Origin of the sequence: Archangium primigenium (assembly GCF_016904885.1) — a bacterium.
Lineage (GTDB): Bacteria > Myxococcota > Myxococcia > Myxococcales > Myxococcaceae > Cystobacter > Cystobacter primigenius.
Genome location: NZ_JADWYI010000001.1, coordinates 7,649,125 through 7,661,093 on the forward strand (window position 1 = coordinate 7,649,125; position 11,969 = coordinate 7,661,093).

The following is an 11,969-nucleotide window of genomic DNA, read 5'->3' on the forward strand; positions in this document are numbered from 1 at the left end:
CTCAGTTGTTGCGCAGGGGGTCCACGCGCACCAGGGCGCGGGCCGGCACGGACGCGCTGCCCGTGGTGCCCGAGGCGTTCTTGAAGGTCACCGTCACGGCGCTCGCGGTGGGGTTCCACACCAGGGCGGAGTACGTGCCGCCCTTCTTGTACACCGAGGCGCTCGCCCCGCCCGTGGCCCAGACATCCGCGGAGCGCTGGCCCAGGCTCGCCAGGTTGTGGACGAACCAGTAGGTGTTGAACAGCTCGTTCTTCTGCACCGGGGTGGCGTTCCACTTGGCCAGCACCGCCTGGGGATCGCTCAGGGACTGGAGGGGCCACACCACGTGCTGCCACGAGGTCTCCGGCCCGCCGTTGTCGGTGACGAAGCCGTTGTAGAGGCTCGCCGCCCGGGCGGGGTTGAAGCCGTAGCTGGTGAGGTACTCGGAGGTCGGCAGCCAGTGGATGCCGTAGATGTGCACCGGCGCGCCGCTGAAGAAGGTGCCGTAGAAGTTCGACGAGCCGTACACCTGGCCCACCGTCTTGTGCGTCCACTGGGGCACCCAGTTGTCCCCGTCGTAGTTGAACCAGTACTGCTCCACCGCCTTGAGCTCCGTGGTGAAGCCGTAGATGCCCGCGTCCCGGTAGGCCGTGTTCCCGGTGAGCACGCCCCACAGGTACTGGCCCACCCAGCCGAAGAGCGCCTCGCCCGCGGCCTCCTGGTTGTTGCCGTTGGCGTTGTCCGCGTAGCCGCCGGCCCAGGAGTGGCCCTCGTAGGGGTCGAAGTTGCGGAAGAACGGGTAGAGCGCATCCGTGCGGGACGGGTTGGCGTAGTCCCGGATGAGGTGCTCCACCATGGCGCCGTACTGCGAGCGGAAGTTCGCGTCGTACGTGGCGAGCACCGCCGAGGCGAAGACGAAGTAGCCGTAGGTGAAGTGGTGGTCCGTGATGCCGGTGTTCGCCCCGAACTCGCTCACGCGGTAGTACAGGGTTCCCCAGTCCGGGTTGTAATAGAAGAAGTAATCCGGCTCGCCCGACGTGTGGGTGTACCAGTTCGTCAGGATGGTGCGCATGCGCGACAGGAACAGCTCGCGGTAGGTCGTGTCGCCAATCTTGTCCGCCGTCAGCGCGCCCATGGCCAGGGGATGCAAGGACTTGCCCTGCCAGTAGGCATCCGCCCCCATCAGGTTGGCCGACGTCTCGCGCTCCAGCGTCACCAGGTACTGGCTGAGCAGGGCCCGGGAGTACTCGGGGTTGGTCGGCTCGGGGAACTGGGGGACGATGCCCTGGAAGCGCTGGGTGGTCACGAAGGTGTTGCCCTCGCGCACCTTGAGCGTGCCGCGCACCGAGGGGTACGTCAGCGCGGTGAGCGGCGACAGCGTGCTCTTCCACTGGTGGGGAAAGAGCGCCGCCAGCGTCTGGTCCGAGAAGCCCGTGCGCTTGAGCTGGGTGGTGAGGGTGAAGGTGGTGGTGACCAGGGCGGTGGCCGGGTCGAAGACGTACCCCACGCGCGAGCCCGTCACGAAGGCATACGCGTGCTGGTGGAAGAAGCCCAGGTCGCCCGCCGCGGGCAGGGCCGCCACGGACAGATAGCCCTGGCCCCCGCCGAGCTGGATCTTCAACTTCGGGCCCACCTTCTTGAACACCGTGCCCGCGGGCGCGAAGAGCCCGTAGAAGCGCGTCTGGAGCGTCCCGCCGCCATCCGGCGTCACCACCTTCACGCCCACCCGATCGGTCGTCACCGTGGCGCCGTCCGTCGTGAGCAGGGCCGTGCCCCGGTCATCGAAGAGCTGGGTGATGCGCGCGGAGTAGAGCTCCACGGAGGTCGGGTCGCTGAACTGGGTGAAGAGGTAGGGCGAGCCCTTGACGAACGTCACCTTGAACTTGTCGGTGGCGTCGTCGCTGAGCACCGAGTCCACCGACCAGTCCCCGTAGCCCGTCACCCGGTTGGCCATCTTCGAGGTGTCGATGGCGTTGGACATGAGGAACAGGTCCGGCTCGCCGTCCGCGTTCACCGCGGACCGGTCCCCGTTGATCCACCCCGTGCCCGGGCTCTGGATGGCCAGGCCCTGGCTGGTGAAGCGGGACTTGAGCGGCAGGGTGATGAGGGCATCGCCCAGGGGCTTGATGAACAACGACTGCCACCAGTCATTGGAGGGCAGCGGCGCCTTCACCGAATCGGCCCGGTACGTCGGGTAGCGCGGCTGCGGCATCTTGTAGTCGTTGGTCAGGTAGCCGCCCTGCCCCACCTGCACCGTGGAGGGCGTGGGCAGGGCGGGAATCGTGTAGGTGGGTTTCGGGTGGCCCGTGACGTAGTCGTAGACCTCGAACTCGAACAGCGAATACCCGAAGCCCGAGGCCCGGCCATACCCCTGCATCCGCACGTACCGGCCCGAGGTGTACAGGGGGATGTCCTGCTTGCCCCCCGCGCCCCGGAGCTCCCGGTAGACCGGCGTCCATTGCGTGCCATTGGTGGACACCTGGAGGTCGAAGACCCGCCCCGCCGCCGCCTCCCAATTCAAGACCACCCGGCCGAGGGTCCGCGTGCTGCCCAGATCCACGCTCAGCCATTCATTGTCCGTGGGCGCCGAGGACCAGCGAGTCGCGCCATTGCCATCCACCGCGTTGCCCGCGCCCAGGGCCCCCTCCAGGGACGAGGCGCTGGCGGGCCGGTTCAGCGCCACGTTGGGGCCGTACTGCAACGGCGGTGTGTTCACGCCTCCCGTGCCGTACACCTCCAGCTCCAGGATGGAATAGCCATAGGCACTCAGGGCGCGCTGGGTGCCGTACACCCGCACGTAGCGGCCCGTGCCCGCCACCGTGAGGTCGTCCACCCCGCCATCCCCCGCCGTCGTGGAAGAGAGGTCCGTCCAATCCAGCTCGTTCTGGGAGACCTGGACCTTGTAGGCCTTGGCGTAGGCGCCCTCCCACTGAATCTTGACGCGATCGATCTGCGCCGAGGCGCCCAGGTCCACGTAGAGCCACTGCGGATCGACGCCCCAGGCGCTCGCCCACCGCGCCCCCGTGGTGCCATCCACCGCCAGTTCCGCCGCGTTGTTGCCCTCCGACGAGGAGGCATACGCGGGCCGCTTCAAAGACAACAACGAGGAGGCCGCCTGGGCGCTCCAGCCGATGAAGGCAGACAGGAGGGGCAGCACATACGCCGCCCTCCTGAATGCCCGCGACGTCTGGCGCGAGCGGGGGTGGATCGAGGACATGCTCAATCTCCGGGCACGGGGTATGGGTTTCGCCCGACCCTAGGAGCTGATTGATTTTAATCAAGGATATTCAGTCATCCCGTCAATTCATTGAAGGACTGAAAATAGGGGCCCCTTGGGTTTCACCGCCGCCGCGACATGGCCGTGGGAGGATGAGAGATGCAGGCCCACCTGCCCGCCCGTCCATGACCGCTCCCGCCCCTCCGCCCGCCCCCGCCCTCAAGGACATCTTCGACCTCGCGCGGCTCCGGCACATCGCCGCGCAGACGGCCGCCGTCCATCCGTCCTTCGACGCCCGACGGTTCCTGAAGGAGGCCTCACGCGAGTTGGAGGCGCTGTCGCTCATGCAGCGGCTGCGGCGGGTGACGGAGACGCTCCACGCCACCCTGCCCGAGGACTTCCCCACGGCGGTGGACATCCTGCGGCGGCTCGCGCCCCGGCTGGAGCACCGGTTCGTGACCCTGGTGCTGCCCGACTACGTGGCCCTGTATGGCGAGCGGCACTTCGAGCTGTCCCTGGAGGCCCTGCGGTTCTTCACCCCGTTCGGCTCGTCGGAGTTCGGGGTGCGGCCCTTCCTCCAGAAGGATCTCGCGCGCACCCTGCGGGTGATGGAGCAGTGGTCGAGGGATCCGGATGACCACGTGCGGCGCCTGGCCAGCGAGGGCTGCCGACCCCTGCTGCCCTGGGCCACCCGCATCGACGCCCTGCGCGCCGACCCCTCCCGGGCCCTCCCCATCCTGGAGAACCTGCGGGCCGACCCCAGCCCGTATGTCCGCAAGTCCGTGGCCAACCACCTCAACGACATCACCAAGGTGGACCCTGGCTGGGTGCTCGACCGGCTCGGGCAATGGCCGCTCGAGCAGCCCGCCACCGCCTGGATCGCCCGCCATGCCCTGCGCAACCTCGTCAAGAAGGGGGATGCGCGCGCCCTGGCGCTCCTGGGCGCGGGCGCCCGGGCTCAGGTGCGCCTCCAGGGGCTGACGGTCTCGCCCCGCACGCTCCGGCGGGGCGATCAGCTCACGCTGTCCGTCCGGCTGGAGTCGACCTCGGACACGCCCCAGCGCCTGGTGGTGGACTACGCGGTGCACTACGTGAAGAAGTCCGGCACCACCTCGGCCAAGGTCTTCAAGTGGAAGACGCTGACGCTCGCCCCCGGGGCCGTGGAGTCCTTGAGCCGCCGGCAGCGCATCCGCGACTTCAGCACCCGCACCCACTACGCGGGCCGACACGAGGTCGATCTGCTGGTCAATGGCGAGCGGCTCGCCCGGAGCTTCTTCGACCTGGAGGACTGACGCCGGACCCGCGGGGGCGCCCCGCTCAGTCGCGCGGGGGCGTGACACACGCGTTCACCAGCTCGCGCACCCTCGGGTCGTAGTGCACGCCCAGGTTCCCCGAGCTGATCAGGCTCTCGACCAGGAGCGCGCCCCGCAGGTCCACGTCCGGGCTCTGGCTCAAACGGGCCCGTGGCGCGAAGAACTGGCCCGCCAGGGCGTTGTCCGGCGGCAGCTCGCTGAAGTCCCCGCCCACGTAGACCCGCAGGCGCCAGGGCTCCGCGGGGTCCCCGAGGGCGAGCCGCTGGCGCGCGAGCAGCCCGCCCGTGATGAAGAGGTCCAGCTCCGCGCCCGCGTCCAGGGAGATCTCCAGACGGCCGACGTCCACGTCTCCCCCCACGAACAGCGCCGCCCGCCCGCGCACCTGGATGCGGGCCAGGCCCGTGCCCCGGATGGCCGCCAGGTAGAAGCGCCCACACGGCAGCTCCACCGTGGGCGCGTCCCCCGAGAAGTCCACGAGCGCCTCCGGAGACAGGGGCGGCAGGGGATCCCGCAGGGCGTTGTGGTTGAGGCTCGCGTGGTTCGCCACGAGGTTTTCCACGTCGTCCACCTCGGCCAGGGCGGCACAGGCCCAGGACGGAGCGATCTGCGGCACCGGCCCCCGGTTCACCTGGAACGAGCCCCCATCCACGGCGAGCACCTTTCCAGAGGGCAGGTTCAGCGCTCCGCCCGCCGGGATGGACAGCGAGCGGAGGCGGACGTCCCCTCCGATATAGGCGGAGGCGCCCACCGTGACGTCGGAGGGCATCGAGGCCGAGGTCACCGAGCGCAAGAGGGAGCCCGCCGTCCGCAGCTCGCCATTCACGTCCAGGGAGCCCCCGAGCTCGATGCCATCGGTGCTCGCCACGGTCAGCGGTCCGGCGACGCTCATCCGGGCATTGATGAGGAGCTGGCGCGTCACGCGCACCGGGGCGCTCGTGCCACCCGTCTGGCCCAGGGTGTCGACGGTGAGGCGGGCGTTGGCCTCCAGGTCCAGGCAGGTGGACACGCCATGCTCGAAGGCGGCGAACGCCAGGCGCGCGCCGCAGATCTCCGAGGACCCCGCCGGGTCATTCAGCAGCCACAGCGGTCCAGGCCGCGCGCAGAAGTCGAGCCGGGCATTGCTCCCGCCCGCGTCCGGCACGCCACCCGCGTCCGGTGCCTCGCCCGCGTCCGGTGCCTCGCCCGCGTCCACGAGGGAGCCCGCGTCCTTCTCCATCGGTCGCCAGGCGCCCACCGGATCCATCACGGAGCAGCCCCCCAGCACGAAGACAAGCAGCGGCACTCCAGGAATCCAGCGCATGGGCAGAAGCTCCAATGAGGTCATTTGGGGCGACAGAGCCGCCAGGGGCCCGTTTCGGGTCATGGCACGAAAACCGCCCGGGCACGTGGCGGGGACTCCCGTCAGACCCGGATAGCCCGTGCTAGGGTCCGCCGCCAGCGTGAGCGCCCCCTGGATGAGCATGTCCCGATTCCTCCTCGTCCTGTGTCTGTGGGGGGCCCCGCTCTCGGCCGTGGCGTCCGAGGGCGCCTGGACGGCCGTGCTGCGGGTCACCTCCCCGGAGGACGAGTCCCTGGCCAGCCGCGTGCGCGGCCAGCTCAGCGACCTGCCCGTGACCCTGCGCACCGAGTCGGCGCCGCCTCCGGGGGAGTCCGCGCCAGAGCAGTGGCGCGCGGCCCTGGAGTTGGCCCGGGCCCATTCCGCCCGGGTGGCCATCTGGTTCCAGATCACCGAGGGGGAGATCTCCGTGCATCTGGCGGATCCGACCTCCCAGCGCCTGCTCGTGCGGAGCATTCCCGTGGAGACGCGGCGGGGACGCGCGGCCCGATCCGCCTCGGCCGAGGCCGCCGCCCTGGTCGTCCGCTCCGCGCTGAGCGCCCTGCTGGAGGGCATCCCCGTGGGGGAGGCCGTCGTGGGCGGGTTCACCTGGCCCCTCCGGCGGCCGGAGGCGCTGGCCTCCCGCGTGCGCGCCGACACCGACGTCTTCGTCGAGCCCCCCGCGCCCCCCGTCTCCCCTCCCCCCCCGAGCGAGGGAACCTGGCGCCTGGGCCTGGGTTGGCTGGCCGCGGTGGACGGACACAGCCCGCCGGGCCAGCAGGGGTTGCAGGTGGGCGGCGCGTGGGAAGGCACCCGCTGGCGGGCCCGGGCCTGGGGCGTGGCGAGCCTCCCGGCCCGGCTCACCGACGCCTATACCCAGGTGTCCCTGGCCCGCCACGCGGTGGGGGTGGGGCTGGACCTGACCGTGCACGCCACGGAGCGCTGGCGGCTGGGCGCGGGCCTGGGGGCGGGGGTGGCTGGCTTCCATCGCCGCACCGAGGTCCTGAACCCCGAGTTCGAGCCGACGCCGTCCCGGCTGACCCTGGCGCCCTTCGCGGGTCCGGAAGTGTCCGCGCGCTGGCGGGTGGGACGCGTGGGGCTGGAGGGCACCCTGGGGGCCGACGTGCTGGCGGGCGTGCCCACCCTTGTCTACCAGCAGCAGGGGGCATCGTTGGTGCGCAACCAACTGTGGGTGGTGCAGCCCCGCCTGGGGCTGGCGATCATTCTGGACGTGCGATGAATGTCACTGACCCGAAATCGCCCCGGCCTGCATCCCTGCCCAGGAATGAGGGAAGTCCACCGGGAGAACGCCTGTCACTCCCCACCGAAGATGGACGGATCGCGGCCATCCTCGCGGGGGATCGGCGCGCGGCCGAGTCGTTGTTGGCGGAGCTCTTGCCGCGTGTTCGCAATCTCGTGCGCTACCTGCGCCGGGGAGATCAGGACGTGGACGACATCGCCCAGGACGCCTTGATGGCCATCTTGAGGGGCCTGCCCGGTTGGCGGGGCGAGGGCACCTTCAAGTCCTGGGTGGACCGGGTGGTGGCACACACGACCTTCGCCCACCTGCGCAAGGCCCGCGCGGCCCCGAGCCCGGTCGAGGAAGAAGACGACGACCTCGGGGAGTCGGTGCCCTCCACCGACGCCACCCCCGAGGCCTATGTCTTCCGCCGGGACATGGTGCGACTGTTGGACGCCTTGTCGGACGAGCACCGGCAGGTGCTGGTGCTGCATCACGTGTTGGGCTTGAGCGTGCCGGAGATCACCGAGGAGCTCGGCATTCCGCTCGAAACGGTTCGCAGCCGGCTGCGCATCGGCCGGGCGAACCTCCGGGCCCTCTATGAAGGAACACCGGGCCGAGGAAAGGGCAGTCCATGACGCCACCCCCCGACGAGCACGAGGAGCCGTTCGATCTGCTCGCGCCCCTGGATGACCTGCCCGGGCCCGCCCCGAGCCTGTCGCCCGAGAAGGCCGCGGCGCTGATTCAGGGTGCCCTCGCGGGTGCGTTTCCCGTGGCGCCGGCACCGGCCCCCGCGCTGGCTCCAGCGCCCCCGCCCGTTCGCGCGCGGGTGCCGCGGAGCGTCTGGGTGATGGGCGCGGGCGTGGCGGTGGTGGGGGCCGTGGTGGCCGTGGGCGTGTGGCGAGGTCGGCAGGAGCCGCCCCGCGTCGCGCCTCCGCCCCCCGTGGCCGAGGCCCTCCCCGTCCCCCCGCCGCCCGAACCCGCCCCGCCCGTGGCCGTGACCCCCGAGCCCGTGCCGCCCGTGGCCGTGACGCCCGAGCCCGAGCCCGTCCCGGCGCCCCGCGCCGCCGCCGAGCCCGAGGATCTGCTGCGCCGGGCCAACGAGCGCCGGGCCCAGGGCCAGTGGCGGGCCGCCGAGACGCTCTACCTGCGGGTCATCCAGGCCTCGCCCGGCTCGGAGTCCGCCTATGTGGCGCTGGTGGCCTCCGGAGGCCTGCGCGTGGAGCACCTGGACGATGCCCGCGGCGGCCTGCGCCAGTACCAGCAGGCCCTGCGCCTGCGGGCCCGGGGCGCGTTGAGCGAGGAGGCCCGCCACGGCGTGGCCCGGGCCTGGCGGGCGCTCGGAGACCCGACCCAGGAGGCGCGGGCCCTGGAGGACTTCCTCGCCGCGCACCCGGACTCCCTGCGCGCCGAGGGGGCCCGACGCCGGTTGAGCGCGCTGGCCACCGAGAACAAATGAAGTAGCGTGGGGCCCATGCCGCCGGGCCTCCTCCACCGGATTCGACGCGGAGCCGAGCCCTGGCTGGGGCTCGTGCTGTGCGTGGTCCTCTGGGACGTGGCGCTGGTGCTCACCCAGGTGCGCTGGCTGCCGCGTCCCGCCCAGGTACTGCTCGGGGTGGGGGAACTCCTGCACCGGGGCGTGCTGTTCAAGCACATCATCGCCTCGCTGTTCCGGGTGACCTGGGGCTTCCTGCTCGCGGTGGGCGTGGCCCTGCCGGTGGGCTTCCTCCTGGGCTGGAGCGGACGCGCGAGCCGCGCCCTCGCGCCCTATGTCCACCTGCTGCGGCCCATCAGCCCCCTGGCGTGGCTGCCCCTGTCCATCCTCTGGTGGGGCGTGGGGGACCTGTCCTCCGTCTTCATCATCTTCATCGCCTCCGCGCCGCCGCTCACCCTGGCCGCGATGAACGCCGTGCGCCACGTGCCCGCGGTCTACGTGAACGCCGGGCGCAACTTCGGCTTGAGCACCCCCCGGCTCTTCCTGCGCATCCTCCTGCCCGCGGCCCTGCCCGAGTTGCTCTCCGGCATGCGCCTGACGCTGGGGATTTCCTGGCTCGTCGTGGTGGCCGCGGAGATGCTCGCCGTGAACTCTGGACTGGGCTACCTCATCGTGGACTCCCGCAACGCGGGCAACCGGTACGACCTCGTGGTCGCGGGCATGCTCTTCATCGGCCTCACCGGCCTGGCGCTCGATCAGGTGATGGCGCGCGGGGCCCGCCAGGTGCTGTCCCGGCGCGAGCTGCTCGGCGCGGAGGAGCCATGAGTCGCCCCCTCAAGCTGCGCGTGCGGGGGGTCTCGGTGTCCTATGCCGTGGAGGGCCAGGCGCGGCGGGTGCTCGCCCCGGTGGACTTCGACTGCCACGAGGGCGAGGTGCTCTGCCTGCTGGGCCCCACGGGGTGTGGCAAGTCCACGCTGCTGCACGTCATCGGCGGCTTCTTGAAGCCCACCGAGGGCGAGGTGCTCATCGACGGACAACCCGTCACCCGGCCCGACCCCCGGCGCATCCTCGTGACCCAGGAGCGCGGCGTGTTTCCGTGGCTCACGGTGGAGGAGAACATCGGCTTCGGACTGGCCGACCGGCCCGAGGCCTGGCGGCGGGAGCGGGTCGCGCACTACCTGAAGCTGGTGGGGCTCGAGGGCTCCGCCCGGGCCTACCCCGCGGAGCTTTCCGGCGGCATGAAGCAGCGGCTCGAGGTGGCGCGGGCCCTGGCGGTCAATCCGGACATGCTCCTGCTCGACGAGGCCTTCAGCGCGCTGGACGCCATCACCCGCTACACCCTGCGCCAGGAGCTGCTGCGGCTGTGGACCGCCGAGAAGAAGACCGTCGTCCTGGTGACCCACGACCTCGACGAGGCGCTCCAGTTGGCGGACCGCGTGCTGGTGCTGTCGGCGCCGCCGGGCCGGCTCCAACGGAGCCTGGACATCGCCATGCCCCACCCGAGGGATCTCACGTCCCCGGAGTACCTCCAGCACCACCGCCAGCTGCTCGACGAGCTCGGCCTGGCGCACCGGATTTGAGGAGAGGCTGGCCGTGACGCTCCCGCGAGGACTCCGCGCGCTCCTTCCGCCCGCCGCCGTGGGCGTGCTGCTGCTGCTCGTCTGGCACGCGAGCGTGAAGCTCACCCGGACGACCGTCATCCCCACGCCCGCGCAGGTGCTGCTCGGCCTGGAGGAGCTGGCCGTGCGGGGGCGGCTGCTGACCCATGCGCGGGACTCGCTCGGGCGGGTGCTGGCGGGCTACACGCTCGCGGTGGTGCTCGGCGTGCCCACGGGCCTAGTGATGGGCCTGCACGCGCCCAGCGCGCGCATGGCCGGTCCGGTCACCCAGTTGCTGCGCCCCATCAGCCCGCTGGCCTGGAGCCCCGTGGCCATCCTCCTGTTCGGCGTGGAGCAGGCGGCCACCGTGTTCCTCATCTTCCTGGCGTCGCTCTTTCCCATCGTGGCGTACACCCGCGAGGCCGTGCAGCGCGTGCCGGTGCTCTACCTCCGGGCGGGCCGCAACCTGGGCCTGGGGCCGGGGGCCCTGCTCCGCCGCGTCATCTTCCCGGCGAGCCTGCCCTCGGTGCTCACCGGGCTGCGCATCACGCTGGGCGTCGCCTGGCTGGTGGTGGTCGCCGCGGAGATGATTGGCGTGAACTCGGGCCTGGGCTACCTGCTCATCGACGCGCGCAACGCGGGCAAACGCTACGACCTGGTCGTCGGGAGCATGCTACTCATGGGCGGTATCGGTCTGGTGCTGGACCTGGCCATGCGCCGGTTGGAACGGGTCCCCGCGGTGCGGTGGGCCTTCACTCGGGAGTCTTGATGTCGTCCTCGAACCCTCGGACCCGCTCGTCCCCCCGCGCCCTCCTGGGCGGCGTGCTCCTGTGGACCCTCATCGTGAGCGTGCTCCATCTGGCCTTCAACGTGCGCTGGGACAGCGTGCGCAACGGCCTGCTGCCGGAGAGCGAGCGTCGGCTCGACGTGGCCTACATCCCCGTCACCTGACACCTCGCGTGTCCGGTGACCGACTACATCGCCCGTCGCTCACTCGATGAGTACCTGTTCATCCCCCATCTGTTCCAGGGGTTCCCGGAGATCAAGGAGGCGTTGATCTCCAATCGAGTGCAGGCGGGCTTCCTGGTCGCTCCCCTGGCCGTGGCCCTGCGGTCGCAGGGCGTCCCCATCAAGATCGTGTACCTCGGTCACCGCTACGGCAGCGCGGCGGTGGTCAAGAAGGACGGCCCCGTGCGCGCGGTGGCCGACCTGAAGGGCAGGACCATGGCCGTGCCCAGCCGCTTCTCGGACGAGCGGCTGCTGTTGTCGCGCGCGTTGGATCAGAACGGGCTCGCGCCGGAGGACGTGCGGGTCGTGGAGATGACGCCCGCGGACGTGGCGGGCGCGCTCGCGTCCAACGCCATCGACGGGTTCGTCATGGGCGAGCCCTTCCCGTCGCAGGCGGAGCTGGGGGGCTATGGCCGGGTGCTCTTCCAGGCCGGCGAGTACTGGCCGGACTACATGTCCTGCGTGCTGGTGGTGCGCGACGAGGTCATCGCGCGGCGGCCCGAGGCGGTGCAGGTGCTGGTGGATGGCATCGCCCGCTCGGGGCTGTGGCTGGACGCGGGCAAGTCCGAGCGAGAGTACGCGGCGGAGTTCGTGGGGCGCTACTACTACAACCAGCCGCCCTCGCTGTTGAAGTGGGCGCTCACCCAGCCGCTGGACCGCGTGCGCTTCAACCCGCTGAGCCCCCGCCGGGACGACTTCGAGCTGGTGCTGCGGCTCATGCGCGAGCACCACCTCATCGACAAGCCCCTGGCCTTCGAGGACTACGTGGACATGCGCTTCGCCGAGGGAGCCGCCCACGAGACGGCCTGGGACTACCCGGTGGGGCCGGGCCGGTGGGATCCGGACGCGGCGGACGACTGAGCC

Annotated in this window: 11 protein-coding genes; 9 read left to right on the top strand and 2 right to left on the bottom strand. The window is 71.2% G+C overall.

Going from position 1 to position 11,969, the window contains the following annotated elements:
* Position 1: 1 nt before the first annotated feature.
* Positions 2-3,196: a glycosyl hydrolase gene (locus I3V78_RS31435; RefSeq protein ID WP_204493306.1), complete on the bottom strand. Its 3,195-nt coding sequence runs from the start codon at positions 3,194-3,196 to the stop codon at positions 2-4.
* Positions 3,197-3,381: 185 nt separating this feature from the next.
* Between I3V78_RS31435 and I3V78_RS31440 the strand changes: the two genes are divergently transcribed.
* Entirely contained in the window at positions 3,382-4,488 is a 1,107-nt protein-coding gene (locus I3V78_RS31440) for a DNA alkylation repair protein (protein WP_204493308.1), read from the top strand.
* Positions 4,489-4,513: 25 nt separating this feature from the next.
* Here the strand turns inward: I3V78_RS31440 and I3V78_RS31445 are convergent, their stop codons facing one another.
* A complete protein-coding gene (locus I3V78_RS31445; RefSeq protein ID WP_204493310.1) occupies positions 4,514-5,809 on the bottom strand; it encodes a DUF7305 domain-containing protein in 1,296 nt (431 codons plus the stop codon).
* A gap of 160 nt (positions 5,810-5,969) precedes the next feature.
* Between I3V78_RS31445 and I3V78_RS31450 the strand changes: the two genes are divergently transcribed.
* The 8 genes from I3V78_RS31450 to I3V78_RS31485 all read left to right on the top strand — a co-directional run bounded on the left by I3V78_RS31450 (position 5,970) and on the right by I3V78_RS31485 (position 11,966).
* Positions 5,970-7,064 carry a hypothetical protein gene (locus tag I3V78_RS31450; RefSeq protein WP_204493313.1) on the top strand — a complete coding sequence of 365 codons (1,095 nt, stop codon included), beginning with the start codon at positions 5,970-5,972 and terminating at the stop codon, positions 7,062-7,064.
* Between the two features lie 107 nt (positions 7,065-7,171).
* On the top strand, positions 7,172-7,702 hold the full coding sequence (locus tag I3V78_RS31455; protein WP_420840462.1) for an RNA polymerase sigma factor: 531 nt from the start codon (positions 7,172-7,174) through the stop codon (positions 7,700-7,702).
* Positions 7,699-8,523 carry a tetratricopeptide repeat protein gene (locus tag I3V78_RS31460; RefSeq protein WP_204493318.1) on the top strand — a complete coding sequence of 275 codons (825 nt, stop codon included), beginning with the start codon at positions 7,699-7,701 and terminating at the stop codon, positions 8,521-8,523. Before I3V78_RS31455 ends, I3V78_RS31460 begins: the two co-directional genes overlap by 4 nt.
* Positions 8,524-8,538: 15 nt before the next feature.
* Entirely contained in the window at positions 8,539-9,324 is a 786-nt protein-coding gene (locus I3V78_RS31465) for an ABC transporter permease (RefSeq protein ID WP_239576803.1), read from the top strand.
* Positions 9,321-10,079: an ABC transporter ATP-binding protein gene (locus I3V78_RS31470; RefSeq protein ID WP_204493321.1), complete on the top strand. Its 759-nt coding sequence runs from the start codon at positions 9,321-9,323 to the stop codon at positions 10,077-10,079. Before I3V78_RS31465 ends, I3V78_RS31470 begins: the two co-directional genes overlap by 4 nt.
* Before the next feature lie 13 nt (positions 10,080-10,092).
* Entirely contained in the window at positions 10,093-10,866 is a 774-nt protein-coding gene (locus I3V78_RS31475; RefSeq protein ID WP_338023800.1) for an ABC transporter permease, read from the top strand.
* Complete coding sequence (locus I3V78_RS31480; protein WP_204493323.1) at positions 10,866-11,048, top strand: hypothetical protein; 183 nt, start codon at positions 10,866-10,868, stop codon at positions 11,046-11,048. Before I3V78_RS31475 ends, I3V78_RS31480 begins: the two co-directional genes overlap by 1 nt.
* 15 nt (positions 11,049-11,063) lie before the next feature.
* Entirely contained in the window at positions 11,064-11,966 is a 903-nt protein-coding gene (locus I3V78_RS31485) for an ABC transporter substrate-binding protein (protein WP_204493325.1), read from the top strand.
* Positions 11,967-11,969: the final 3 nt, after the last annotated feature.

Bases quoted from the DNA above. Each gene is read 5' to 3' on its own strand.
- I3V78_RS31435 (WP_204493306.1), bottom strand. From the start codon at position 3,196: ATGTCCTCGATCCACCCCCGCTCGCGCCAGACGTCGCGGGCATTCAGG.
- I3V78_RS31440 (WP_204493308.1), top strand. From the start codon at position 3,382: ATGACCGCTCCCGCCCCTCCGCCCGCCCCCGCCCTCAAGGACATCTTC.
- I3V78_RS31445 (WP_204493310.1), bottom strand. From the start codon at position 5,809: ATGCGCTGGATTCCTGGAGTGCCGCTGCTTGTCTTCGTGCTGGGGGGC.
- I3V78_RS31450 (WP_204493313.1), top strand. From the start codon at position 5,970: ATGTCCCGATTCCTCCTCGTCCTGTGTCTGTGGGGGGCCCCGCTCTCG.
- I3V78_RS31460 (WP_204493318.1), top strand. From the start codon at position 7,699: ATGACGCCACCCCCCGACGAGCACGAGGAGCCGTTCGATCTGCTCGCG.
- I3V78_RS31465 (WP_239576803.1), top strand. From the start codon at position 8,539: ATGCCGCCGGGCCTCCTCCACCGGATTCGACGCGGAGCCGAGCCCTGG.
- I3V78_RS31470 (WP_204493321.1), top strand. From the start codon at position 9,321: ATGAGTCGCCCCCTCAAGCTGCGCGTGCGGGGGGTCTCGGTGTCCTAT.
- I3V78_RS31480 (WP_204493323.1), top strand. From the start codon at position 10,866: ATGTCGTCCTCGAACCCTCGGACCCGCTCGTCCCCCCGCGCCCTCCTG.